This window comes from Microbulbifer zhoushanensis (assembly GCF_021729055.1).
Classification (GTDB): Bacteria; Pseudomonadota; Gammaproteobacteria; order Pseudomonadales; family Cellvibrionaceae; genus Microbulbifer; species Microbulbifer zhoushanensis.
This window is the reverse complement of sequence record NZ_JAJSAO010000007.1, coordinates 199,847-224,149: the sequence shown is the minus strand read 5'-3', so window position 1 is coordinate 224,149 and position 24,303 is coordinate 199,847. Positions and strand designations below refer to the sequence as shown.

General features: G+C 59.2%; 23 protein-coding genes and 1 tRNA gene. 19 read left to right on the top strand and 5 right to left on the bottom strand.

All coding sequences use genetic code 11. The features are described from left to right. Positions 1–5: 5 nt before the first annotated feature. Positions 6–572, bottom strand: a complete 567-nt coding sequence (locus LVD10_RS15670; RefSeq protein WP_232940811.1) for a response regulator — start codon at positions 570–572, stop codon at positions 6–8. Positions 573–1,087: 515 nt separating this feature from the next. Between LVD10_RS15670 and LVD10_RS15665 the strand changes: the two genes are divergently transcribed. The 6 genes from LVD10_RS15665 (at position 1,088) to LVD10_RS15640 (ending at position 7,464) form a co-directional block, all read left to right on the top strand. Beyond that, a complete protein-coding gene (locus LVD10_RS15665; protein WP_232940810.1) occupies positions 1,088–2,329 on the top strand; it encodes a multifunctional CCA addition/repair protein in 1,242 nt (413 codons plus the stop codon). Continuing rightward, positions 2,322–3,056 carry a pteridine reductase gene (locus tag LVD10_RS15660; RefSeq protein ID WP_232940809.1) on the top strand — a complete coding sequence of 245 codons (735 nt, stop codon included), beginning with the start codon at positions 2,322–2,324 and terminating at the stop codon, positions 3,054–3,056. The genes LVD10_RS15665 and LVD10_RS15660 overlap by 8 nt, the downstream gene beginning before the upstream one ends. A 120-nt stretch (positions 3,057–3,176) precedes the next feature. Further along, positions 3,177–3,866, top strand: coding sequence for a response regulator transcription factor (locus LVD10_RS15655; protein ID WP_232940808.1), 690 nt, complete (start codon positions 3,177–3,179; stop codon positions 3,864–3,866). Further along, positions 3,856–5,103: a histidine kinase gene (locus LVD10_RS15650; protein WP_232940807.1), complete on the top strand. Its 1,248-nt coding sequence runs from the start codon at positions 3,856–3,858 to the stop codon at positions 5,101–5,103. Before LVD10_RS15655 ends, LVD10_RS15650 begins: the two co-directional genes overlap by 11 nt. A gap of 108 nt (positions 5,104–5,211) precedes the next feature. Continuing rightward, a complete protein-coding gene (locus LVD10_RS15645; protein WP_237064241.1) occupies positions 5,212–6,315 on the top strand; it encodes a type 1 glutamine amidotransferase domain-containing protein in 1,104 nt (367 codons plus the stop codon). Positions 6,316–6,549: 234 nt separating this feature from the next. Further along, on the top strand, positions 6,550–7,464 hold the full coding sequence (locus LVD10_RS15640) for a dienelactone hydrolase family protein (protein ID WP_237064239.1): 915 nt from the start codon (positions 6,550–6,552) through the stop codon (positions 7,462–7,464). An 87-nt stretch (positions 7,465–7,551) separates the two neighbouring features. On the opposite strand, the gene folK is transcribed toward LVD10_RS15640, so the two are convergent. Genes folK through tsaD form a run of 3 tightly spaced genes read right to left on the bottom strand, consistent with a single transcriptional unit; the run spans position 7,552 to position 9,463 of the window. After that, a complete protein-coding gene (folK, locus tag LVD10_RS15635) occupies positions 7,552–8,043 on the bottom strand; it encodes a 2-amino-4-hydroxy-6-hydroxymethyldihydropteridine diphosphokinase (protein ID WP_232940804.1) in 492 nt (163 codons plus the stop codon). A 2-nt stretch (positions 8,044–8,045) separates the two neighbouring features. Beyond that, positions 8,046–8,426: a dihydroneopterin aldolase gene (folB, locus tag LVD10_RS15630; RefSeq protein ID WP_232940803.1), complete on the bottom strand. Its 381-nt coding sequence runs from the start codon at positions 8,424–8,426 to the stop codon at positions 8,046–8,048. Continuing rightward, complete coding sequence (gene tsaD, locus LVD10_RS15625; RefSeq protein WP_237064237.1) at positions 8,426–9,463, bottom strand: tRNA (adenosine(37)-N6)-threonylcarbamoyltransferase complex transferase subunit TsaD; 1,038 nt, start codon at positions 9,461–9,463, stop codon at positions 8,426–8,428. Before tsaD ends, folB begins: the two co-directional genes overlap by 1 nt. A 358-nt stretch (positions 9,464–9,821) precedes the next feature. On the opposite strand from tsaD, the gene rpsU reads away from it, so the two are divergent. The 13 genes from rpsU (at position 9,822) to LVD10_RS15560 (ending at position 23,394) form a co-directional block, all read left to right on the top strand. After that, positions 9,822–10,037 (top strand): 30S ribosomal protein S21, encoded by a 216-nt coding sequence (gene rpsU, locus LVD10_RS15620; RefSeq protein WP_020411530.1) that lies wholly within the window; start codon positions 9,822–9,824, stop codon positions 10,035–10,037. Positions 10,038–10,274: 237 nt separating this feature from the next. Continuing rightward, entirely contained in the window at positions 10,275–10,721 is a 447-nt protein-coding gene (locus tag LVD10_RS15615) for a GatB/YqeY domain-containing protein (protein WP_232940801.1), read from the top strand. Positions 10,722–10,792: 71 nt separating this feature from the next. Further along, complete coding sequence (gene dnaG, locus LVD10_RS15610; RefSeq protein WP_232940800.1) at positions 10,793–12,820, top strand: DNA primase; 2,028 nt, start codon at positions 10,793–10,795, stop codon at positions 12,818–12,820. A gap of 199 nt (positions 12,821–13,019) precedes the next feature. Then, positions 13,020–14,888 (top strand): RNA polymerase sigma factor RpoD, encoded by a 1,869-nt coding sequence (gene rpoD, locus LVD10_RS15605; protein ID WP_232940799.1) that lies wholly within the window; start codon positions 13,020–13,022, stop codon positions 14,886–14,888. Between the two features lie 119 nt (positions 14,889–15,007). Beyond that, on the top strand, positions 15,008–15,397 hold the full coding sequence (locus LVD10_RS15600) for a diacylglycerol kinase (RefSeq protein WP_233006716.1): 390 nt from the start codon (positions 15,008–15,010) through the stop codon (positions 15,395–15,397). 134 nt (positions 15,398–15,531) lie between these two features. After that, a complete protein-coding gene (locus LVD10_RS15595) occupies positions 15,532–16,536 on the top strand; it encodes an autotransporter domain-containing protein (RefSeq protein WP_237064235.1) in 1,005 nt (334 codons plus the stop codon). A gap of 88 nt (positions 16,537–16,624) precedes the next feature. Continuing rightward, positions 16,625–16,701 (top strand) — tRNA-Ile (locus tag LVD10_RS15590). Between the two features lie 304 nt (positions 16,702–17,005). Next, positions 17,006–17,857: a DNA adenine methylase gene (locus tag LVD10_RS15585; protein WP_237064233.1), complete on the top strand. Its 852-nt coding sequence runs from the start codon at positions 17,006–17,008 to the stop codon at positions 17,855–17,857. 2 nt (positions 17,858–17,859) lie between these two features. Next, positions 17,860–19,059 (top strand): metallophosphoesterase family protein, encoded by a 1,200-nt coding sequence (locus LVD10_RS15580; protein ID WP_237064231.1) that lies wholly within the window; start codon positions 17,860–17,862, stop codon positions 19,057–19,059. Further along, positions 19,059–20,822, top strand: coding sequence for an ORC-CDC6 family AAA ATPase (locus LVD10_RS15575; RefSeq protein ID WP_237064230.1), 1,764 nt, complete (start codon positions 19,059–19,061; stop codon positions 20,820–20,822). Before LVD10_RS15580 ends, LVD10_RS15575 begins: the two co-directional genes overlap by 1 nt. Before the next feature lie 16 nt (positions 20,823–20,838). Further along, complete coding sequence (locus LVD10_RS15570; protein ID WP_237064229.1) at positions 20,839–21,768, top strand: hypothetical protein; 930 nt, start codon at positions 20,839–20,841, stop codon at positions 21,766–21,768. Between the two features lie 541 nt (positions 21,769–22,309). After that, positions 22,310–22,696 (top strand): DUF3775 domain-containing protein, encoded by a 387-nt coding sequence (locus LVD10_RS15565; RefSeq protein WP_237064228.1) that lies wholly within the window; start codon positions 22,310–22,312, stop codon positions 22,694–22,696. A 245-nt stretch (positions 22,697–22,941) separates the two neighbouring features. Further along, positions 22,942–23,394 (top strand): DUF2721 domain-containing protein, encoded by a 453-nt coding sequence (locus LVD10_RS15560; protein ID WP_237064227.1) that lies wholly within the window; start codon positions 22,942–22,944, stop codon positions 23,392–23,394. Between the two features lie 148 nt (positions 23,395–23,542). Here the strand turns inward: LVD10_RS15560 and LVD10_RS15555 are convergent, their stop codons facing one another. Continuing rightward, the gene (locus LVD10_RS15555; protein WP_237059388.1) at positions 23,543–24,274 is read right to left on the bottom strand and encodes a DNA recombination RmuC family protein; all 732 of its coding nucleotides are present in this window, start codon (positions 24,272–24,274) and stop codon (positions 23,543–23,545) included. Positions 24,275–24,303 lie beyond the last annotated feature (29 nt).

Here is a 24,303-nt window from a genome sequence, read left to right as displayed (position 1 = left end):
GCGCTTCACATTTCCAGCAGCAGCTTCGCCTTGGCCACCAGTTCGGCGCGATCCCCCGGCCCCTGGATTACGGCGTCTGCCCCCGCATCCAGCCAGCGCTGCGAGTCGCTTTCGGACGCTTCGGTCACGACCAGTACCCGCACATTCGCAAACTCATTGCGCGAACGCAGGTGATCGATGATACCGAAGGCGTTGTTGTGCTCGAGGCTGACATCGATAACCAGCAGGGCCGGCTTGGCCGCCGCCAGCATGGTGCCCGCCACAAAACTGTTGCCGGCCACATCCACCTCGCAGCCCCCCTGCTGCAACGCCTGGCGACCCGCAGCAATCAGCTCCTGGCTCTGCGCCATAATCAGGACCTTGCGGCTGGCCGCGGCCAGTTCTGCCGGGACCGGCATGGCGTTGTCGCGCAGGAAGCCAACAAAGTCTTCCACACAGATCCGGTGGTCGCCCCGCCCCGGCAGCTTGTAGGCCTTCAACTGGCCCCGCTCGATCCAGCGGATCACCGTACGGAAATTAACCCCACAATAACGCGCCGCTTCCCCGGTGGTGAGCACATGCAGTTCGTTCATCGTTCTTATTTCCCCCAACATCTGCGGTTACTTACAGGCCATGTCGAAATCTGCGCCACCGTACGGGGCCAACACCCCCCGCCGACGCGCATTTATGCTGTGATATCGACCTACCCTTATAAAATATGCTGCTTGCTTTGGCAAAATCAGCCGTTAGCTCGGCCTCATAGTGTATTAACGAACGTAATCCCAAGTCCCTCAATAAAATCTCGAAATGAATTGTTGACAGGTAAGACAGGTTTAATAGAATTGTCATCATCTGGCAGTCAGGTCTTTACTGCCACCCGAGTCGCCCGGCGACTCCGCCCGTCCCCGGGCACAGTCTTTTTCGGCCCCCGGGCCGACGCGTATACCCTAAGACCCTGGGCCCCCTTGTTTTTTCGGGGCCTTTTTTTTATCTTCCAGAAGCTCAATCCCCTCCTCTTTGAACGCTCTCCACGGCGCCGGACGCAAGGAATTACAGTGGTACAGAGCCGAGACCGGCACAGCAGTATTCCCCCCGCGAGGCCCCCGCGATGAAAATCTACCTGGTGGGCGGCGCAGTCCGCGACAGGCTCCTCGAGCGCCCGGTGCACGAGCGGGACTGGGTGGTCGTGGGTGCAACCGAAGACGATATGCGCGCGCAGGGCTTCACCCCTGTAGGCCGCGACTTCCCCGTATTCCTGCACCCGGATACCAGCGAGGAGTACGCCCTGGCCCGCACCGAGCGCAAGAGCGGCCACGGTTACGGTGGTTTCACCGTTCACGCCGACCCCGACGTCACCCTGGAGCAGGACCTGCTGCGCCGCGACCTCACCATCAACGCCATGGCCGAGGATGACAGCGGCGAGCTGATCGACCCCTATAACGGTCGCGCCGACCTTGAAGCCCGGTTGCTGCGCCACGTATCCCCCGCTTTCGCCGAGGACCCCCTGCGCATACTGCGGGTGGCCCGTTTTGCCGCCCGCTACCACCACCTGGGCTTCCAGATTGCCGACGACACCATGGGCCTGATGCGCCAGATGGTTGAGGCCGGTGAGGTCGAGCACCTGGTGGCCGAGCGGGTATGGAAGGAAATCAGCCGGGCAATCACCGAGCCGGACCCGGATGTGTTTATCCGCGTGCTGCGGGAATGCGGCGCACTGAAGATACTGCTGCCGGAAGTTGACCGCCTGTTCGGCGTGCCGCAGCCGCCCAGGCATCATCCGGAGGTGGATACCGGCGAGCATGTGCTGCTCGCCCTGCGTATCGCACCGCCCCGCCTGGAGGTGCGCTTCGCAGTGTTAATGCATGACCTGGGCAAGGGCATCACCCCCGAAGAGGTCCTGCCCAGCCACCGCGGCCACGAAAAGGCCGGCCTGCCGCTGGTGCGCGACGTATGCAAGCGCTGGCGGGTGCCGAAACAACTGACCGCACTCGCTGCCGGCGTCTGCGAATATCACCTGCACTGCCACCGCGCCTTCGAGCTGCGCCCCCAGACGCTGATGAAAATGCTGCGCGCCCTGGATGCCCTGCGACGCCCGGAGCGTTTCGAGGATTTCCTGCTGGCCTGCGAGGCCGACGCCCGTGGGCGCGCGGGCTTGGCAGATCGCGACTACCCCCAGCCGGACTTCCTGCGCAGGGTGCGCGCCGCCGCCGAGGCCGTCTCGGTACAACCACTGATCGAGCAGGGCTACGAGGGTGCGGAACTGGGCCAGGCACTGGACCGGGCCCGGATCGACGCCATTGCGCAGGTCATGAAAGAGAAAGAACAGGAACAGAAGGACGCAGATGCGTAACGCCCTCGTCACCGGCGCCGCCGCCCGCCTGGGTCGCGCCATCGCCCGCGAACTCCACCGCGACCACCGGGTGGTGATCCACTACCGCAGTTCCGGCACCCGGGCCCGGGCCCTGGCCGAAGAGCTGAACGGTATCCGTGCGGACTCCGCCGTTGCCATCCAGAGCCCGCTTGCCAGCCAGGCGGACTGCGAGGCCCTGGCAGCGGCGGCAACGGCGCAGTGGGGCGGCATCGATGCGCTGGTGAACAACGCCTCGGCCTTCCATCCCACCCCCATCGGCGAGGCCGACGAGTCCGTCTGGGATGAACTGATGGGCAGCAACCTGAAAGCGCCCTTTTTCCTCAGCCAGGCGCTGGCACCCAGCCTTTCCCGCGATAACGGCTGCATCGTCAATATGGCCGATATCCACGCCGAGCGGCCCATGCCGCAGCACACCATCTACTGCGCCGCCAAGGCGGGGCTGGTAATGGTCACCAAGAGCCTGGCGCTGGAGCTGGCACCACAGGTACGGGTCAATGCCGTGGCGCCCGGGGCCATCCTCTGGCCGGAGAGCGAGGACGAGGCCGTGGACAGCGAAACCCAGGCCGGCATCCTCCAGCGTATCCCCATGGGGCGCACCGGCCGCGAGGCGGATATCGCCCGTACCGTGCGCTTCCTGGTCAGTGGCCAGGATTACATCACCGGCCAGGTACTGGCCGTGGATGGCGGGCGCAGCCTGAATATCTGATCCACCCCGGGCGCGGCCCGACCTGCGCGGCCCGACCTACGCGGCCCGACCATATTTCACTGCAATTTCACCGGGAAGTTGCCACAATGCCTTTCCACGTCGGTAATCGGAAAGCCCCCGGTGAACAGCCTCAAGATACTCCTGGTCGAAGACAACCCCACCCTCGCCCGCCAGACCGGCGAATTCCTCGAGGGGCATGGCTGGCAGGTGGATTTTGCCGATAACGGGCGGCTGGGCCTGAAGCTGGCCCTGGAACAGGTTTACGACCTGGTCCTGCTGGACCTCAACCTGCCGGACATGGACGGCGTGGAGCTGTGCCGCCAGTTCCGCCAGCGCGCCACGGTCACGACCCCGGTATTGATGCTCACTGCCCGCGACGCCTTCGACGATAAGGCCCTGGGTTTCCATTCCGGTGCCGACGACTACCTGTGCAAACCCTTCGACCCGCGCGAGCTGGCACTGCGGTGCGGCGCCCTGGCAAGACGGCGGGAGCTACATCGCAATGACGAAATCCGGATCGGCGCTTTACAAGTCCGCGGGCGCGGGCGTGAGGCGGAACGCGATGGCGAGCCCCTCAGGCTCACCGCCATCACCTTCAATATCCTCTGGGAACTGGCCTGTGCCTATCCCGAGCCGCTGACCCGCGCTGAGCTCTGCCACCGCATCTGGGGCGACAACCCGCCGGACAGCGACGCGCTGAAATCCCATATCTACAGCCTGCGCCGCCAGCTGGACCGGCCATTCGCAAGCCCCATGCTGCGCACCATCAGCAATATCGGCTACCGGCTGGAGCTGCCAGATGAAGGCTGAGCAGCCGCAGCGGAGCCTGCAACGCCGGGTATTTACGATATTCGGCAGCTTCACCCTGGTGCTCTGCCTGGTTTATAGCGGCATCGGGATCATGGCGGCTTACATCATCGAGGACCAGCTGCTCGATAACCTGATATCGGACGAAGCCCGGTATATCGAGCGACAGTTCCATACCCACGGCAAGCTGCCGACACCACGACTGCCCAATTTTTCCCTGTACGCTTCCGCCGGCGATGCCCCGAGCAACTTCCGGGTCGCCCTGGCAGGCGGCCGGAAAAGCGCCGAGCTGTTTGTTACCGGGGAACAGCATTACCACCTGCGGCGCCTGGAACTCGACGGTGGGCCGGTACTCGCTGCGGACGTGGGCAACCTGCTGACAGTATCGCGCCAGTCCGGCCGTCTCGTATGGCTGTTACTGGCTGCGCTGCTCGCTACCACTGCCCTGGCCCTGTGGCTGGCACACCGGCTGGCCGCCGGTACCATCCGCCCCCTGCTGGGCCTCGCCCGGGAAGTGCAGCAGCAACACAATGACCGTCAGCCAGTCGCCCTTTCCGCCACCGAAAACCAGGACGAGATCGGCTTCCTGGCGCGAACGCTGGAGCGCAGCCTCAACGAGCTGCAGCAGGCCCAACAGCGGGAAGCGGAATTTACCCGCGATGTCAGCCATGAACTGCGCACCGGCCTCGCCATAGCCACCAACACCATCGCACTGTCCCGGCAGCGGGAATTGCAGGACAGCGAGAAACACGAACTCTGGTCGACGCTGACGGCAATGGAAAAGACCGTCAGCACACTGCTGGCACTGGCGCGCGCCGAATCAATCGAGCGCTCCACTTTTGACCTGCGCCCCCTCCTGGAAGAGAGGCTGCTGGCCCGGCGCGAGATCGCAGCGGGAGAGAATTTCCAATTGGATCTCGCGCTGCCGGACAAGCTGCCGGTCAATGGCAACCCCCGCCTTACCGTACTGCTGCTGGATATCCTCCTGGACAATGCCATTCGGCATGCCGCCGGGCCCGCCCTGCAGATTCATGCGAGCGGCAGTGGGCTGAGCTTCACCAACCCGGTCAGGGAAAACACCGATACCGAAAACCTCTTCCTCGCCGGCACCCGCAGGCCGGGCAGTGACGGTCTCGGCCAGGGACTGTACCTGGCAAGCCGGATCCTCAATGCGCAGGGGTGGGGCTATGGGGCCAACTGCGAGAAACAGCTGTTCTCAATCTCCATCTATCCGGCCTGACATCCCGCCTGGCCCGCGCCCGTTCCTCCACGATATTTCCCGAGGAATTTCACCAGCGCTTCACGCGCACTGCGCCACGATGCTCCTGAAACAGCAAGGAGAATCATCATGGCCAAGAAAATCCTGTTAACAATATTATTCAGCGTGACACTGCTCGCCGGCACCGGCTTTTGGCTGAAAAGCCTGATTCCCCCACCGCCGGATCACCAGGCCCTGGCGCAGACACAGCCCGGGGATATCCCCTATCTCCAGCAACCCCGGCCCGCCGGTGACCGCGGCCGAATCCTGATGGTGGTGACCAGTGCCTCCACCATGGGTGAGCACGGCAAGGACACCGGATACGAACTGACCGAGCTCGCGCGGTCCTACTACGTATTTACCGCCAATGGCTTTACCGTGGATATCGCCAGCCCCCGGGGCGGAGAGCCGCCGGCAGTGATCGACCGGGACGATATGGGGCCAATCGAATACGCATTCCTGAACGACCAACTAGTGAAGGCAAAGCTGCACGACAGCATCCCGGTGGCACAGGCCAATGCAGGTGACTACCGCGGTATTTTCTTTGTCGGTGGCAAGGGCGCCATGTTCGACTTCCCCGGCAATGCCGACATCCACAACCTGGTGGCATCCATCTATGGGGACGGCGGTGTCGTCGGCGCGGTCTGCCACGGACCGGCAGCACTTGCCGATATAGAGCTGGAGCCGGGGGTGCCGCTGCTGCAGGGGCGGCGTATCAGTAGCTTTACCAACGAAGAGGAACTGTTCCTGATTCCGGAGGCGGAGGAAGTATTTCCCTTCCTGCTCGAATCCCGGCTGCGGGAGAACGGCGCCGTGTTCGAGGCGGGCCCGGCCTACCTGCGCCAGGTCAGCACCGATGGCAGGCTGGTTACCGGGCAAAACCCCTGGTCGGTATGGGCACTCGCCGAGGAAATGGTGAAAACACTGGGCTATCAACCGGTACAGCGAAAGGTTACCAGTGAAGAAAACACCGTGGAGCTGCTACTGGCCTATGAAACCGATGGCCACCGCGGCGCCCTGACCAGGCTGGAAACATTCCAGCAGGCGGCCAGTGGTGAGGGGGAAGCAATCAACCGGCGATTACTGGCGATGCACGGCATTGTCGCGGTGATGCAGGGACGGGTCGGCAAGGCGGTGGATATCGTGCGGCTGCTGTCCGCTGCAAAAAAGTGGCAACAGGGGAAACAGGTGTAACCAGGACCGTCGCCCCGGCTTCGTATTTCCGTGTGAGCCAGGCCGCGACCGGCCTGCGCACCCGGCCAGGAGCTTTCAATGCCCCCTGCCAGACCCGGTGGGCTCATAGAGCCCACCGCCAGTGAACCAGCCTTCCCCCGGCAATACTGCATCGCACACGCTTCGGCCGGAATTTTCACCTGAATTTTACCGGGCCACCTGCAGACTTCCCCCATCAATCAGGAGAACCAAACCATGAGCAAGAAACTGAAATTTACGACCCGAATGATCCTGCTGCCAGGGCTGGCAATCGGTTGCCTTACCGCCCTCTGGTATACCTTTGTAGCGCTGAAAGAGGAGCCGGTAGCCCGGGATGCAATCGTGGCGTCCTACGCTTACCAAACGCCGGCGGATATCGGCATGTCGATGGAAGAAATCGGGGGAGGCCAGTTTGAGTTTTCGTACCGGAGCTTTGACGGGGCACTGGTCAACGGCCGCATCAGCTATCCCTCCGTAAAACAGGAAAAATATCCCGTGCTGGTCGGCATGGCGGCCATGGGAAGAGGCTACCAGCGCTGGTGGGTGGACTCCTTCAAGGGACGCCCGACAGTGACCCGGGTGAATGAAATCACCGAGCTCGCCAGCGAAAAAGGCTATGTGGTGGTCGCCATCGATGCACGCTTTCACGGCACCAGGAAAGACCCCAACCGCACCCTGGCGTCGATCATGAATGACCTGCATTACTTCGGGGACAAGCGCGACTACGAAGCAATGATCCGGGACACGGTCCTCGATTACCGGGTCCTGATGGACTGGATCGCTCAGCAACCGGACCTGGACGGTGGCAACCTGACCCTGGCGGGTTACAGCATGGGCGCGCAGGTCGCCCTGCTGGCCTCGGCCCTCGACCCGCGCGTGGACCGGGTTATCGCTATGGTGCCGCCACATATCGACGACAAGACGGCGGTCGTGGCGCCCAGGAACCTTGCCGGCCTGATTAAAAAACCCGGAGTTCTCCTGATCACTGCAGAGGATGATGAGTACGCTTCGAAAGAGGACAACCTGCAGCTGTACGATGCGATTGCAAGCGCAGACAAGAAGCACCAGGCGCTCGCGGGAGGCCACATACTGCCAGGTGATTACATCGATGCGGTGCGCGGCTGGCTGTAAGGCAGCGTAGCCGTTGCTCCCAGCGGGTACGCCCGCAGCCCCACGCGCCGGTTTTGGCACTGGGGCCCGGGTGCAGGACAAAGACAGTCAGGGCCAGGGAAAGTGTACCGGCCAGAGTTTCTGCTTGTCCTTGTCGTAATCTTCCCACATCTCGGCAAAGGTCTGGCCGGTGAGGGGGTGGCGCTGGGCTGGCGCCAGCTCGGCCAGGGGCTGCAGCACGAAGGCGTTTTTCACAATCTCGCCGCGGGGCAGTTTTACCCCATCGAATTCGCCGGCCAGGTCGTCGTAGGTGAGGATATCGATATCCAGCGTCCGCGCGCTGAACTTGGGGCCGCTGCGCACCCGGCCATTGGCATCCTCGATCTCCCGCAGTCGCAGTGCCAGCTGGCCCACCGGCAGGTCGGTGTGCAGGCCCACCACCAGGTTATAGAAATTGTCGCCATCGAAGCCCACGGCCTCGCTCTCGAATACCCGCGAGACACTCAGGTTGCCGAATTCAGCGGCCAGCGCATCCAGGCCGGCACGAATATGCCGCCCGCGGTCGATGTTACTGCCGAGACTGAGGTATACCTGTGCCACGCTCACACTCCTGCGGCGGCGCCGCTGGCCGGGCGTTCGCCGCGCTCGATAATCACACCCACATCGCGGGAACCGCGAACGGCCCCCGGCTTCGACAGCCGCAGCCGCAGCCACGGCACGCTGAACTCGTCGCGCACAATGCCTGCCGCCTGTTCCGCCATGGTTTCCACCAGCAGGAACTCGCTGCCCTCGATAAAGCCGATCAGCCGCTTGGCCACCGCCTTGTAGTTGAGGGTGTGCTCGATATCGTCGGTGCGCGCCGCCTCGGAAATATCGAACGCCATCTCCAGGTCCAGGCTCACGGTCTGGCGCACCTCGCGCTCCCAGTCGTAGATCCCGATAATGGTGTTCACTTTCAGGTCCCGTATATAAACGATATCCATCAGCCGGCCAGGCCTCCTTCCAGTTCCGTCATCGGCCAGCGCGGCCGCACTTCCACACCCAGGCCCGACTGCTGCCCGGCCTTGAGGCGCAGGTAGCCGGCGTAGGCAATCATGGCACCGTTGTCGGTGCAGAATTCCTGGCGCGGGTAATAGACCTCCGCGCCATCCCTGGCCAGCGCCTTCTCCAGGCGCTCGCGCAACAGTTTATTGGCGGAGACCCCGCCGGCCACCACCAGGGTCTTGCGACCCGACGCCTTCAGCGCGCGGCGGCACTTGATCACCAGGGTGTCCACCACCGCTTCCTGGAAAGCCGCGGCGATATCGGCACAGGTCTGGTCGTCCGGGAGCCCGTCTTCCAGGGCGTGGTCGCGCACCGTGGTCAGGGTATAGGTCTTGAGGCCGGAGAAGCTGAAGTCCAGCCCCGGGCGATCGGTCATGGGCCGCGGAAAGGTAAAGCGCGCCGCATCGCCCTTCTCCGCCAGCGCGGCCAGGCGCGGCCCGCCCGGATAGTCCAGGTCGAGCATCTTGGCGGCCTTGTCGAAGGCCTCCCCGGCGGCGTCATCCAGGGACTCGCCCAGCAGTTCGTATTCCCCCAGACCACGCACATCCACCAGCTGGGTGTGGCCGCCGGAGACCAGCAGGGCAACAAAAGGAAAGGCGGGCGGCTTCTCCTCCAGCATCGGCGCCAGCAGGTGGCCCTCCATATGGTGGATCTCCACCGCCGGCACGCCCCAGCCGTATGCCAGGGCCCGCCCGGCACAGGCCCCCACCATCAGCGCGCCCACCAGGCCGGGACCGGCGGTATAGGCAATACCGTCCAGGTCCGCCGGCGCAGTGCCGGAACGCTCCATCACCTGGCGCACCAGTGGCAGCAGTTTGCGCACATGGTCGCGACTGGCCAGTTCCGGCACCACACCGCCGTAATCGGCGTGCAGGTCCACCTGGCTGAAGAGCGCATGCTCCAGCAGGCCCCGTTCGCTGTCGTACAGGGCTACGCCGGTTTCATCGCAGGAGGTTTCGATACCCAGAATCCGCACTTGGTCTCACACTCGTGGCTGAATCAAAGGGCGCCTATCATACTTGAAAGGGTAGTCAGGGTGCAGGCATCCCCCGGGAAGCTGCATATGGCACCCGCAGGCGGGCCAAAGCCCCCGCCAGACGGCCCTCTGGCGCCATTTCCGCTGCTGCCGGGATGCTTTTCTTCCTATATAGGGGCATACCGGCGCCACCGACCCGCAGAGACGGGCGGAAATGGCTATAAACCGGGCGCTGACAGGCTTGCGATCCCCGGACCAAGTGTTTAGAATTTGCGCCCTCGCTGTGAACCGGCCCCCGGATTGCATCTGCGAGAGCAATTGCCGGAAGGCCGAGAGAAACGAATTTTACAGGTAACTTATGCCCTCTGTACGAATCAAAGACAACGAACCGTTCGATATCGCCCTGCGCCGCTTCAAGCGCTCTTGTGAGAAAGCCGGTGTACTGTCTGAAGTACGTCGTCGCGAGTTTTACGAGAAGCCGACTGCCGTTCGCAAGCGCAAGGCTGCCGCGGCTGTGAAGCGTCACGCCAAGAAGCTGCAGCGCGAAAACCGCAAGTTCCAGCGCCTCTACTAAGCAGCGGCCCCCGAGGCTGCTCTCAGCGAGGCCGGCCGGGGCCAGAACCCCGGGGCGGTGATCGAAAAACGGCGTGCGAGCTGGACTCGCGCGCCGTTTTGCGTTGTGCTGGAGTTAAAAGGCGTGGCCCCGCCCCGCCACCCCACCGGGATGCCCCGTGCATGCCGGCGGCCCGGATACTGACCCGCCGCCCGCGCGGCCGGGTGAATAACAACCCTAAAGACCGGATCCATACCCATGAGCACTCTCAAGGATACCCTCGCCCAGTCCACCAAGGAGGCCATGAAGGCCCGTGCCAAGGAGCGCCTGGCGACCCTGCGCCTGATCAATGCCGAGATCAAGCGTGTCGAGGTGGATGAGCGTATTGAGCTGGACGACGCCCGCATCCTGGCCCTGCTGGACAAGATGACCAAGCAGCGTCGCGATTCCATCGCCCAGTACGAGAAAGCCGGCCGCGCCGAGCTGGCCGCCGTGGAACAGGCCGAGATCGACGTCATCCAGGAGTTCCTGCCGGAGCAGCTGAGCGAGGCCGAACTCGCCGAGATCGTCAGCGCCGCGGTCAAGGACACCGGGGCCAGCGGCATGGCCGACATGGGCAAGGTAATGGCCCAGGTGAAGCCGCAGGTACAGGGCCGCGCCGATATGGGTGCGGTGAGCAAAATGGTGAAAGCCCAGCTCGCCTGAGCCGGGCCATTCCTACACTACGCCGGGTGCCCAGCGCCGCCCGGCCGCAGCAAATCTCGTGGAACGACTGAATGGCCGGAAAGATCCCCCAGCATTTTATCGACGACCTGCTCGCACGGGCCGATATCGTCGGGGTGATCGACAGCCGGGTGAAACTGCGCAAGACCGGGAAAAACTATTCCGCCTGTTGCCCGTTTCACGACGAAAAAACCCCGTCCTTTACCGTAAGCCCCGACAAACAGTTCTACTACTGCTTCGGCTGTGGTGCCAACGGCAATGCGATCGGCTTCCTGATGGAATACGACCGCATGGGCTTTCCCGAGGCGGTGGAAAAGCTGGCGGCCAGCCAGGGCCTGGAAGTGCCACGCGAGCAGCTGGCCCCTGGCGTCGAGCAGCGCCAGCGGGAGAGCCAGTCGCTCTACCAGCTGACCGGCAAGGCAGCGGATTTCTACCGCGCCCAGCTGCGCTCGCACCCCTCCGCGGGGCGAGCGATCACTTACCTGAAACAGCGCGGCCTGTCGGGTGAGATCGCCCGCGACTTCGGTATCGGCCTGGCGCCGCCGGGCTGGGACAACCTGCTCAACGAGCTGGCGGACACCCCGGACAAGGCCGACCAGCTGGAGCGCGCCGGCCTGGCCATTCGCCGCCAGGACAGCAACGGCAACAGCGCCTCCCGCGGACGCCACCACTACGACCGCTTCCGCAACCGGATCATGTTCCCGATCCGCGACCAGCGCGGACGCACCATCGCCTTCGGCGGGCGGGTACTGGGTGACGACAAGCCCAAGTACCTGAACTCGCCGGAAACCCCGATCTTCCACAAGAGCCGCGAACTCTACGGCCTGTGGGAGGCGCGCCAGGCCAACCGCGACCTGCAGCGGCTGATCGTGGTGGAGGGCTACATGGATGTGGTGGCGCTGGCCCAGTTCGGCATCCGCTGCGCGGTCGCCACCCTGGGCACCGCCTGTGGCGAGGAACATATCCAGCTGGCGTTCCGCCATACCGGCGAACTGGTGTTCTGCTTCGACGGCGACCGCGCCGGCCGCGCGGCCGCCCGGCGGGCACTGGAATCCGCCCTGCCGCAGATGCAGGACGGCCGCAGTGTGCGCTTCCTGCTGCTGCCGGAAGGCGAGGACCCGGACACCCTGGTGCGCCAGCTGGGGGGCGAGCGCTTTACGCAACTGGTGGAAGAGCAGGCACGGCCGCTGGAAGACTTCCTGTTCGACCTGGTGGGGGAAGGCATCAACCTGCAGACCATGGACGGGCGCGCGCGCCTGTCCAAGCAGGCCGCCCCCCTGCTGGACCTGCTGCCGGCCGGCGTCTATCGCCAGCTGATGTTCCAGCAACTGGCGGCGCGCACCGGCCTCGACCGGGAGATGCTGGAAGAAATCATCGAGGCAGAGCAGGCCAGCCGCGCCAGCCGCCCACCGGAAGCGGCCCCAACCGCGCCGCAGCCCCACAGCGCCCCGCGCAGTGAGCCGGCTGCACCGCGCGGCGAAGCCGCCCCGGGCAGCCCGGACCCGGGCCCCGGGGAGATGCCGCCGCAGCCGCCCCAGGACTATATCGACGAGTTCGACCAGCCCCCGGACATGGCCGCCCCGGAGCCGGCACCGGCAGCCGCCACCCCGCGCCGGCGCAGCGGCCAGTACCGCCTGCCGCCGGAGCGCATGCTGATTGCGCTGCTGCTGCACCACCCGGAGCTGGCGGCACAGATCGCCGACAGCGCGCAGTTCCGCAATCGCGGCGTGGCGGACCTGGCCCTGTTCGCCGACCTGGTGGAGCTGCTTCGGCAGCGGCCAGACTACAATCTGAACCAGCTGCTGGGTTACTGGCGCGCCCACCACGGTGCCGCATCCTGCGACACCCTGGCGCAACTGGCGGCCTCCCAGCTGGTCAGCGGCGTACGCCAGCTGGCCCGCGGCGACGCGGGCCTGGAGTACGACCCCCAGGCCGAATTCAGGGACTGCCTGCAGCAGCTGGAGCGCAGCGAGGCACGCGAGCACAATCGCGGCCTGCTGGAGCAGCTGCGCAGCGGTGGCGGCCAGTTGAGCGACGAGCAGCGGGCGCTGCTGGCCAACTGGCGGCGCAAGGACGACTAGTCAGGTGCCGGGCCTTGAAATACCGGGGCCCAGCACCATATCGATAAACCCCGGACGGGAGACGGGATCGGGAACCGAGCACAACAGACTTCGCACCACGGCGTCACTTGACAGCCAGAGTGGTTATTGCTATCGCAAATACGCTATAATCCCGCGTCTTTGTCCCGACTTTTTAACCCCCAAGATTTCAGGGTTGTGCATGACCGACAAAACCCAACAGCAGACGACTTCCCGCATCAAGGAGCTGATCGCCCGCGGTAAAGAGCAGGGCTACCTGACCTATGCAGAAGTAAACGACCACCTGCCGGAAGATATTTCCGATCCCGATCAGGTGGAAGACATCATCGGCATGATCAACGACATGGGTATCAAGGTGTTCGAGAGTGCACCCGATGCCGAAGAACTGTTGATGGCCGAGGGCGACAGCTCCGCCGATGAGATAGCCGCCGCCGAAGCCGCCGCCGCCCTGGCCGCGGTGGAATCCGACGTGGGCCGCACCACCGACCCGGTGCGCATGTATATGCGCGAGATGGGTACCGTGGAGCTGCTCACCCGCGAGGGCGAGATCGCCATCGCCAAGCGGATCGAGGAAGGCCTGCGTGAACTGATGGCAGCCCTGGCCTACTGGCCCGGTGCCGTCCAGCACGTGATCGACGAGTACAAGCTGATCGAGGAAGGCGAGCGCCGCATTCCGGACGTGATCGCCGGCTGGCTGGACCCGGCCGACGAGGTCCCGCCGGGCGCCCAGACCGGCCAGGCCGCCGCCCCCGCCCCGAGCAGCGACAAGTCCGATGACGACGACTCCGACGATGACGACGACGATTCCTCCGAGGAAGAGGAAGAGAACGTCGGCGGTATCGATCCGGAAGAACTCGCCGAGCGCATGAACAAGCTGATCGCCGCGCAGAAGAAGGCCGACGCCGCCATCAAGAAGCACGGCCGCGACTCCAAGCAGGCCGGCGAGGCCCTGGAGGCCGTGGGCGAGGTGTTCCGCTACTTCAAGCTGGCCCCGCGCCAGTTCGACCCGCTCTACCAGCAGGTGCGCAGCATCCTCGACGAGGTGCGCCTGCAGGAGCGCGCCATCATGCACCTGTGCATCAAGAAAGCCCGGATGCCGCGCAAGACCTTCATCAAGGAGTTCCCGGGCAACGAGACCAACGAGGACTGGATCCCCGGTATCGTCAAGAAGAAGCGCGACTACTCCGACAACCTGCGCCACCTGGCGGAAGACATCATCCGCTGCCAGCGCAAACTGGCCCAGTGCCGCGAGCAGGCCGGGCTGGAGATCGGCCAGATCAAGGAGATCAACCGCCGCATGTCCATCGGCGAGGCCCGCTCCCGCCGCGCCAAGAAGGAAATGGTCGAGGCCAACCTGCGCCTGGTGATCTCCATCGCCAAGAAGTACACCAACCGTGGCCTGCAGTTCCTGGACCTGATCCAGGAGGGCAACATCGGCCTGATGAAGGCGGTGGACAAGTTCGAGTACCGTCGCGGTTACAAGTTCTCCACCTACGCCACCTGGTGGATCCGCCAGGCCATCACCCGCTCCATCGCGGACCAGGCGCGCACCATCCGTATCCCGGTGCATATGATTGAGACCATCAACAAGCTCAATCGCATCAGCCGCCAGATGCTGCAGGAGATGGGCCGCGAGCCGACCCCGGAAGAGCTGGGCGAGCGCATGGAAATGCCGGAGGACAAGGTCCGCAAGGTACTCAAGATCGCCAAGGAACCGATCTCCATGGAGACGCCCATCGGCGACGACGAGGATTCGCACCTGGGGGACTTCATCGAGGACCAGAACCAATCGTCCCCGGTGGATACCGCCACCCAGACCGGCCTGCACGACGCCACCCGCTCCGTGCTCGGCGGCCTGACCGCGCGCGAGGCCAAGGTACTGCGCATGCGCTTCGGTATCGACATGAACACTGACCACACCCTCGAGGAAGTGGGCAAGCAGTTCGACGTGACCCGCGAGCGTATCCGCCAGATAGAGGCCAAGGCACTCCGCAAGCTGCGACACCCGTCGCGCTCGGAGCACCTGCGAAGCTTCCTCGACGAAGGATAAGCACCCAAAGCCCGGCACCGCCGGGCTTTTTTTTACCAACAGGTTACACAGTCGTGGCCAGGAAACCGCGCCTGACCGATACCAACGCCACAGGAAATGAACGCCGGAGGGAAACCGCAATGCAGGAAGAGTTCGTCAACAAGCCGGGCAAGACCGGTATCCCGCGCCTGATCGATGCCACCAACTACTCCTGGCAGGGGTTGCTGGCCACCTGGCGCAACGAGGCCGCCTTCCGCCAGGAGGTAAGCCTGGCCGTCTTCCTGATCCCGCTGGCCCTGTGGCTGGGCGAGACAGGCATCGAGCGCGCCCTGCTGATCGGCGTCACCCTGCTGGTGATGATCGTGGAACTGCTGAACAGCGCCGTGGAGGCCGCGATCGACCGCATCGGCCCGGAAAAGCACCCGCTGTCAAAGATCGCCAAGGACACCGGTTCGGCCGCGGTATCCCTGTCGCTGCTGATGTGGCTATTCACCTGGGTGTGCATCCTGCTGCCGCGCTGGGTCACCTGATCCTCCTGCGGCGTTCGCCGCGCCCATGCACCACTCCTGCCCCGCGCCAGGAAATCTCCGCCACCGCGCGCCACAATTCGTACGCCCGTCTAAACTTTCCCCACTGCCCATAAAGCATCAACCACGGAAGGTTTATGGCACCAAAGTTTCTGGCGACTATAGGGCTGCTCGCCCTGCTCTGCGTCGCCCCCGCGCTCTCCCACGCCCAGGCCGCCGATCGTGGCGAGCTCGCCGTGTTCGCCCAGATCAAGCGACTCGCCCAGCAGGTCTCCCTCGAACAGCTCGACGGCTTCCAGCAACGCCGGGAGGAATGGCGCAATGCACCAATGGGCTACAGCAACAGCCGCCTGCAACTGCACCACGGCGGGCTGGAACTGGACTGGCGCGGCGATGCCCCGAGCCGCTTTGACGGCACCCTGACCGGCTTCCGCGCCAGCCACGACTTCTTCGCCGGCCCCACCTGCAACGGCAGCCAGCAGGCCGGGGTCAGCGCCGGGAGCAGTTTCGCCAGCGGCGACAGCTTTGCCCGCCGCCGCGATGGCAGCAATGGCCAGGTGGGCACCAACGACCTGCAGAGCTATTTTGTTGGCGCTTACTTCAGCGACCTGCGCAATAGCGGCCGCTACCTGGACCTGCAGGCCAAGGTCGCCTACCTGCGCGTACAGACCGACACCTATCGCGGCGCCAGCGGCGACACCCACGGCGTGCAGCTCGCTCTGGCCGCGGAAGCCGGCTACGACCTTGCCCTGACCGAGCGCTACGGCATCGAGCCCCAGCTGCAGCTGCTGGCCAACTACACCAACCTGGCAGTGATCGACGCCGGCCGCTACGCGGTCGATTCCGACGTCACCCCGGAGCTGGCACTCCGTGCGGGGGTGCGCGCCTACCGCAGCGACCGCCCGCACTTCGCCTATGCCAACCTGTGGCAGATCCTGGATGGCGACGACGAACTCTACAGCTCCAGCGCCGCAGACCTGCGCCACCAGCGCGGCGCCCGCTGGATGGAACTGGGTGTGGGCACACGCCTGCTCACCCTAGCCATGGGGGACCTGTCCCTCGACCTCCGTTACCGCACTTCGGTGGACGATCACGACTGGCAGGGCCTGCGCGCCGGCCTGGGCTTCAGCTGGGCCTGGTAGCACCGCGCGACAGGCAAAAGCCGTTGATTTAACGGGGAAAATCGAGTACTTTTCCCGACCGCCTGCCCCATCAGCAGGCACTCCATGGGGGCCCTTAGCTCAGTTGGTTAGAGCATCCGACTCATAATCGGCAGGTCCTGGGTTCAAGTCCCGGAGGGCCCACCATTTTCCCGAAGCGATTTTCGATAATCATCGATTGGCCACTCTGTACTACGGAGCTTAGAAGTGTGTAGACTGGCAGAAAGCCGCGTCTCTCACATATAACCCGTAAATAGCCACTGCTATAACACTATCAGTTGATAAATAAAGCGCTGAAAATCGACGCCGATAGCCTCAACAGCAAGATTGCATTATCATCCCTAATTGCTTCTACGAGCATATTACAGCTGTTGAGCTAATACATTTATGGGTACCACCTCCGCTCAAGGAGGGGCATCGAAAAAGAGCAAAATGAGGCCCCCTGGAGCCAATGCCAGACAACCTAAATATAGCGATAAAAAAAAGTAGCGAAATTTGGACAAATCCAATTTTAAGGTGGGCCGGCAGCAAAAAAAAATTGCTCCCAATTCTGCTCAAGAATATACCAAATAATATAAATCGCTATGTTGAGCCATTTTGCGGTTCTGCATGTCTATTTTTCGCCCTGCGACCTCAGAAAGCGATATTGAGCGACCTGAATAATGAGCTCATGCATACCTACGCTCAATTAAAAAAGCACCCCAAAATACTGCACAGACTGGCTTCATCGTATTCAACCGAGAACGAAGAATATTTACGAATTAGGGCGCAAAACCCTGAAGCACTTACTCCGATTGACCGTGCTGCAAGGTTTATTTACCTTAACCGTCACTGTTTCAATGGTGTCTACAGGACCAACAGACAGGGACAGTTTAATGTGCCGCAAGGTAATCGAACCGGTGCCTTCCCAGAATCCAAGCACTTTTTACGCTGCTCCATAGCCCTGAGGGACGCAGAACTTAAAGCATGTAATTATAAGACTATTATTACCCGAGTTAAAAAAGGTGACTTTGTATACCTGGACCCACCATATGCTAAAGCAGATAGCAGGAACCGTGGCGAATACGGCCCTAAATCTTTCACCTATGCCGACCTACCAGACATGCTTAGCCAACTTGCCGAGATTAACAGAAGCGGGGCCACGTTCCTCTTTTCCTATTGCTTAGAGCCTAATCACATTGAATATTTCAGAGAAAACTGGAATGTTGAAGTAATAAAGGTTCAAAGACACGTGGCGGGTTTTTCGAAGCACAGAAATAAAGTCAGTGAAATTCTAGTATCGAACCGGAAAATAACGGTATAAAAATGTCGACGCATGGAAAGGCGATAAAGATAATCGTTCTCAGCGATATTCACCCAACAATGAGCAGCTTGCCGGAGCTCGGCGAGAGCCATTTAAAAATCGACCAATCAGAAGAAACCTATAACAATCCTTTTGCGGGCTTATTTACTCTGGTGTCAAAGGAAAGCATTGAAGCGGACATCATATTATGCGCTGGTGATCTAGGCACTCGAGCCCACCCCCTGACAATCAAATACACTTGGGACAAGCTTCAAGAACTTAAGGAAAAAGCAAAAGCACAAGCATTGATAGTTACCCCAGGCAATCACGATCACGATTCCAGGTCAAAATATCTGAAATACGACCCCAAAGGGTTTCTCCAATCTTTAACCCCCCCTTTTCCGTATGATTTTGGAGATGAAAACTCTCACTTTTGGGCGTGGAATTTCGACATCATTGAACATGACAATGCGAGAATAATCACCTTAAATAGCTCTGCATATCATGGCATAAGCGATGAATATCTCTATGGGAGAGTCACCGAAATAACCATAAATAAAATAAAAAATAAGCTAGCTTCACTACCAGAAAAACCAATAAATATTTTACTCTGCCATCATCATTTCCATAAAAATGAAGAAATAAAAGTGGAAGACTATGACGCAATGGAAGGCGCATCTCGTCTAATGGCAATGTTATCTGAAGAAGCCACTGGAGACTGGATGCTCATCCATGGGCACAAACACTTCCCCAAAATTTATTACGGGCAAAGCTCTTACGGACAATCACCCATTATATTCTCTGCCGGCAGCTTTTCGGGCGACACTAATGGAGAACTGGGAACAGTTGCCAGCAATCAGGTTTACCTTCTCGAATTTAATCTCGAAGAGATTGAAAATTACGGACTCGTGGGCAAATTTAAAACGTGGGACTGGGCCCACGGAAGAGGCTGGCTCAAAGCGTCGGATCGGTCTGGAATCCCCCATGAAGGCGGATTCGGGTGCCAAGCGGCGCCAAAACTACTATTAAAAGAGCTGCAAGAAAAGTTAAACGGGAAATCTTCATATTCACGAGATGAAATAGTCTGTCTTATACCCCAGCTTCAATTCTTAACCCCAATGGCGGTTCAAAAGCTCAAACAAATCAGTGAAGAAAATTTAGCTTTTGAGGTCTTCACGAGCTCAGGGCAAATCACGGAAATATCAAAAATAAAGAGAACATAATGAACACGGCACCAAGCATATATGAGAGCTTCAATGCAAAAAACTTGGAGCCCGAGCAAGTTGCAAAATCCTTTGTTCCTTCAGAAAATTTTCAAAAACTAGCTCGTAGGCGCCACAGCGTAATTGTTGGCCCCAGAGGTAGTGGCAAAACCACACTACTGAAAATGCTCCAAGCTGAAGCTCTTACAGCCTGGCCACACCCTGAAGCACAGAAGTATAGAGAGCTGGTTGATTTTAATGGGGTATTCATTCCCACAGATAGAGTATGGAAAGAGCAAATAGACGCCATACTTGACTATAAGCTCCCCAGAGAGGCTTGCGAAGATCTGGCTATAGGCACATTCACAACTCATGCACTACATAAGTTTGCGTGCGCAATAGACTTCGTTCTTATTCAAAATAGCGTCACACCCACTGAGGAGTTCATTGATGCACTTTCTAAGGCCTGGAAAACACCAGCTAAATCCATCAGCCTACAATCACTTATCTCCTCTTTGTCAATTCGAAAGAGCGACATTCCTCTTTTTGCAAACAAAATTAAGAGAATGGATAAAGAGAAAATCAGTGAATACCTATTAAGCGATGAAAGAGAATACTTATACTTAGACCTAATTCAGGCTATTCATGCGGGAATAGATATAGTCAACAACCACTTCGACCTAAGGACACAAAACTGGGCATTTCTATTCGACGAGTTAGAGCTCGCTCCACCAACGATTCTTCAGAAACTCATTGATGCCCTGAGGGGCTCTCATGAAAATCTAATCCTAAAACTATCACTTGCGCCTTTTGGGCAAGAGCGAAACATCATAAAAGACGTCTTCTCTGCCATGCCCGGCAACGACTACGAAACAATACTTTTATGGAATGCGAGGAAGAACTCCAACAATAGAAAGTTTTCCCGATCTCTCTTAAAGTCGATGCTAAAAGAACGCGGAATAGATCTAGAGGATCCTGATAGTATTTTCCGAAAGCCTCCACTGAAATTACACGCGGCCCTTTTTCAGGAAGCATATAAAAACGATCCATCTTTTAGGCATTACCTAAACAAGAGAAATATTGACCCCGAATCGATCGAGAAATTAGCCAGCAAGGATAAAGATAAAATAGTAAGAAAAGTTTCTCCTATTTTAAGAATCCGAAATCACGCAAGAAGACCACAAAATGAAGGAGACAAGCCAGCATTAAAGAGCTTGAAGTCTTTACATTATTATTATTCAGGTCCTGACTCACTGTACGACATCCTAGAGGGTAATCCTCGATTTTTAATTGGGGTAATGACTGCCCTAATAGATGAATATGAAGAAAATGGTAAAATTAAGACCGAAAAACAGCTCCAAGAAATTAATTTGGCTATCGAAAGGTTTAGCTCTCTCCTAAGAACTATTCCAAGCCCCATCCATGAAACCAAGAGAAAATCCCAAGGGTTGGACTTCACCATTTCCTTGATAGGTAACTTTTTCAAAAAATCAGTAATTCTTGATGATTTTAAGGACCAGCCTTTCGGCTCTTTTGTCGTTGATAAGTCTACATCAAGGGAAATACAAGAAAGCTTGGGAGCAGCCCTCAATGCCGGCGCGATTGTTCATGTATACGGCGATTCGACAGATGTCTTCCTAGGAAATCTCGAAAACCAGCGTTTCCGGCTCTCTTACCTACTAGCACCCAAGTATTTCCTACCACTAACCTTATTAAAAGAAGTTACTTTAAGAAAAATATTTGAAGCCGAGAGCCAAAATTATGAACTTTCACTCTTTGAATAAAAGTACCTCTCTCTCTGTGCAAGTAAAGCAAGTCGACACCAAAGAGTGCATTTCTAAAAATTATGACTTTTGCATTTTTTCACTTGGCTACGAGAGTAGATGTACCAACTTGCCTAAACTCATGGCAAAAAATCCCTCTAAAAAAATTTCATATAGATTTTCGCACAGTCAGGTACTTAGCTATAAATCCAATGAGGACTGGTACAATTCAAACGATATTGAAATCCTGTCTATTCCGCACGACGAGATCGAGAATCATATATTTAGAACTTTCGCCAAGAAAAAATCTAAAGAATTTTCTGTGCTGCTTGACATCTCTAGCTTTGATAGGGCTTACATAGCTTCGTTCCTGCAAGCTTTTTATCAGCTTTCAAAAGAAGAAACCATTTCGATTAATGTTAATATTTGTTATTCGATTGCGAATTATACGCCACCAGTAGAAGATGGTCCTGTCATCAAAGCAGGCCCAGTGATCCCAGAGTTTGCAGGCTGGCCTAGGGACCCTGCCCTACCCACTGAATGTTTTATTGGCCTGGGCTATGAAGAAGGAAAGGCTCTAGGAGCTTTAGAGTACATTGAACCAAAATCAACATGGCTCATCAAACCAAATGGCATTGACAAACGATTTGATCAGTCAGTGGAATTGGCCAATAAAACTCTATATGACTATTCCTCAAAAACGAGAGTAATCGGCTACAATCTCACACGCCCGTACGCTACGTTCATAGAAATTGAATCTTTAGTTTCCTCCTTTATTGACGACTCTCGTCCGATCTTCGTCCCATTTGGTCCGAAAATTTTCTTTGCCATTTCTGCACTCATAGCGCTCAGAAATTATCCTTATGTATCTGTTTGGAGGGTTAGTTCAGGCGTTAACGCAGAGCCCGTAGACCGAGAGGCTGCCGGTCAAGTTTGCTGCCTATCAGTAGTCTTCCAGAACCAATAGTTAACTTTCTATTGTACGTCGCAACGGATAGTTATTGCCCGACAAGAAATCTACTGTCTAAGGGATATTTGGTGCAGGAGTAGGGAACTGGAGCTGATTGCAAATATATCGTAAATATCGCTTGGTTCGGCTTGCTCATAGCAACGGCGGGGCCGCTGACTGTCTGCGGCTTCTCGTCCTTGATGGGTTCTGAGAGCCCCTCGAGGGGTCAGCAAACTAATCAACTTTGCCATTAACGAATGGCGAGCTTCATGCTAGCGTCTGCACACCGTCTTAGCGAATACTGTGGCCACAACGCCCTCCATCAATATTCAATCAATGATGGAGCTCTGACCACCGCCTGCAGCGACATACAGGCGGCTGTTGTCACGCCTTCGGTTTTGATCGGCCATTCCGTCGCTTCGCAGTTCCATGACTTCTATGTCTCTTCGTCTAGCCACATCCAGACTTCACTAAAAGCGCCTAACCTATATAGAACCGGAAAGCTATGCAGACGATTGGCTCTGCTACGATGGCACCAAATTGCCTGAGGGAGAACACTATGCTCAGTCTTAACCTCGACACAACCTGCCGCCTCATCGACCTGGCGAAGGAATTTCATGCCCAGGAGGGGGTAAGCTTTCCCGATGAGCCGGACAACGCCAGTGGGGACTGGGCACGGCAGATCCTGGCCAGCCACGGGGGCGACAAGACTTTCCAGGAGTTCAAGTCCATTGTGGAGGACCTTGAGCCGGACCAGCAGCAGGAGCTGGTCGCACTACTGTGGATAGGCCGCGAGGATTACAGCCTGGGGGAGTGGCAGGATGCGCTGGCGCAGGCCGCCGATGACTGGACACCGCAAACCGCAGAGTACCTGGTCGGCCACCCGTTGCTGGCTAATTACCTTGAGAAGGGGCTCGAGCTGTTCGGCTACCGCTGCAACGAATAGCGCTTGGCCTGGTCACTCATCGCTGGTGACCCGCCCAATATCTTTGGCTGGTTTTCGCGCCTGATAATCCGATCAACCGGCCGGTGGAGACCTGCGGAAAAGTCCGGTACGCTATCGCGAAAACCCGTGCCATTTATCCAATGCCTTGAGCGTCCGGGCAGCAGGTCGAGAATGCGACCGGGTGTGCACCTGAAAGATAAGCACTTTATCGCCAATAAATATGTGCCTCGTGACGAGCTAGCAATATGGCTTCAACCCCTGAAATCCTCAATGCCAGTGCAAGCGCGATCCAGCTTGCACTGGCGCCCGCTTTCCTGCTGACCGGGATTGCCGGGATGCTCGCCGTCATGACTGGCCGCCTTGCCAGGATCATCGATCGCGGCAGGGCCCTGGCAGAAGGTCAAATTGACCTCTCGCTCATCAAGCCGGACTCGATTGGTGGAGAACTTCGCGCCCTTGATCGCCGGAGACACTACTCCAGTGTTGCCATTACAGCCTCCACGATTTCAGCCCTCTTGCTGTGCGTGGTGATCGCGATGCTGTTTGTTGGTGTGATGATTGATGCACCACTGGGTAGCGTCGTCGGAGCCTTGTTTGCTGCCGCGATGCTGGCGCTGATTGCCGGGCTTGCGTTCTTTTTGCGTGAAGTGCACCTGGCGATGCAGAGCATTCGTATACCGGACTTCAAGGTCGAGTAACGCCCCCCGCAGACGCAACTCAATTGACGCAGGTGGCCTACAGGGCCGAGGTGACATTTCCATGAATGAGCAGCCAGCCGCAGTGCATGTACACCGTGCACCGCGGGGCTCTCTATTTAGTTGGAAGGATTACCAGGCCAGATATCAATCAGGCAGGAAGCCGGTTCCATTCGAAGACCGTGCTCTTACCTTGTAGCGGGCCAACGGCTGCAGAATCCATGGGCTTCTGTTCCGGCGCCGGCAGGCTGTTCTGGTCTTCCTCCAGCGATTGCTCGATGGACTGCTCCATTTCCTGCAGGGCCTTGTCCAGCTCCTCAGAGTAGCGTTCCAGCGCCTCGGAGGCCTGCTTGCCCAGCTCCTGGCCGGCGCCCTCCAGTTCTTCCAGCATGCGCTCCACCTCGGCATTGGCGTCCTTGGTCGATTGGTCGAACTGCCGCGAGAACTCGCGGCTGAGGCGGTCGAACTGGTTGAACATGTCGCCGAACAGGCCGCCGTTGACGCTGCGGGCGGTGCGGTCGTAGTCCACCAGCCAGGTATCGTCGCGGCGCACCAGGTAGGTGACAAAGGAGCGCTCGCTGTCGCGCGCGCCATCGGGGCGGGCAAATTCCGACACCACGCTGGCCTGGTCGCCATCGATGATCACCCTGCCCCAGGACGGGCGGTAGCCGTCCCAGTCGCGGGCGAAGCCGTCAAAGGCGTCCGGGTGGCCCAGAGTGGAATAGCGGGCCACATCGCCGCCATCGCCATCCACCGCCGCGCCCCAGAAAGCCTGGGTGACCTCCTGCGGGGTCTCCGGCCTGCTGCAGCCCGCAAGCAGGGCCAGGACGGAGGCGGCCAGGGCAAAGGCGGCCAGGATTCTGGCGGGGTACTGGATTCTCATACTGGGTCTCTATTCAGGATATGACTGCT

Bases quoted from the DNA above. Each gene is read 5' to 3' on its own strand.
- LVD10_RS15670 (WP_232940811.1), bottom strand. From the start codon at position 572: ATGAACGAACTGCATGTGCTCACCACCGGGGAAGCGGCGCGTTATTGT.
- LVD10_RS15665 (WP_232940810.1), top strand. From the start codon at position 1,088: ATGAAAATCTACCTGGTGGGCGGCGCAGTCCGCGACAGGCTCCTCGAG.
- LVD10_RS15660 (WP_232940809.1), top strand. From the start codon at position 2,322: ATGCGTAACGCCCTCGTCACCGGCGCCGCCGCCCGCCTGGGTCGCGCC.
- LVD10_RS15650 (WP_232940807.1), top strand. From the start codon at position 3,856: ATGAAGGCTGAGCAGCCGCAGCGGAGCCTGCAACGCCGGGTATTTACG.
- LVD10_RS15645 (WP_237064241.1), top strand. From the start codon at position 5,212: ATGGCCAAGAAAATCCTGTTAACAATATTATTCAGCGTGACACTGCTC.
- LVD10_RS15640 (WP_237064239.1), top strand. From the start codon at position 6,550: ATGAGCAAGAAACTGAAATTTACGACCCGAATGATCCTGCTGCCAGGG.
- folB (WP_232940803.1), bottom strand. From the start codon at position 8,426: ATGGATATCGTTTATATACGGGACCTGAAAGTGAACACCATTATCGGG.
- rpsU (WP_020411530.1), top strand. From the start codon at position 9,822: ATGCCCTCTGTACGAATCAAAGACAACGAACCGTTCGATATCGCCCTG.
- LVD10_RS15615 (WP_232940801.1), top strand. From the start codon at position 10,275: ATGAGCACTCTCAAGGATACCCTCGCCCAGTCCACCAAGGAGGCCATG.
- dnaG (WP_232940800.1), top strand. From the start codon at position 10,793: ATGGCCGGAAAGATCCCCCAGCATTTTATCGACGACCTGCTCGCACGG.
- rpoD (WP_232940799.1), top strand. From the start codon at position 13,020: ATGACCGACAAAACCCAACAGCAGACGACTTCCCGCATCAAGGAGCTG.
- LVD10_RS15600 (WP_233006716.1), top strand. From the start codon at position 15,008: ATGCAGGAAGAGTTCGTCAACAAGCCGGGCAAGACCGGTATCCCGCGC.
- LVD10_RS15595 (WP_237064235.1), top strand. From the start codon at position 15,532: ATGGCACCAAAGTTTCTGGCGACTATAGGGCTGCTCGCCCTGCTCTGC.
- LVD10_RS15585 (WP_237064233.1), top strand. From the start codon at position 17,006: ATGCCAGACAACCTAAATATAGCGATAAAAAAAAGTAGCGAAATTTGG.
- LVD10_RS15580 (WP_237064231.1), top strand. From the start codon at position 17,860: ATGTCGACGCATGGAAAGGCGATAAAGATAATCGTTCTCAGCGATATT.
- LVD10_RS15575 (WP_237064230.1), top strand. From the start codon at position 19,059: ATGAACACGGCACCAAGCATATATGAGAGCTTCAATGCAAAAAACTTG.
- LVD10_RS15565 (WP_237064228.1), top strand. From the start codon at position 22,310: ATGCTCAGTCTTAACCTCGACACAACCTGCCGCCTCATCGACCTGGCG.
- LVD10_RS15560 (WP_237064227.1), top strand. From the start codon at position 22,942: ATGGCTTCAACCCCTGAAATCCTCAATGCCAGTGCAAGCGCGATCCAG.
- LVD10_RS15555 (WP_237059388.1), bottom strand. From the start codon at position 24,274: ATGAGAATCCAGTACCCCGCCAGAATCCTGGCCGCCTTTGCCCTGGCC.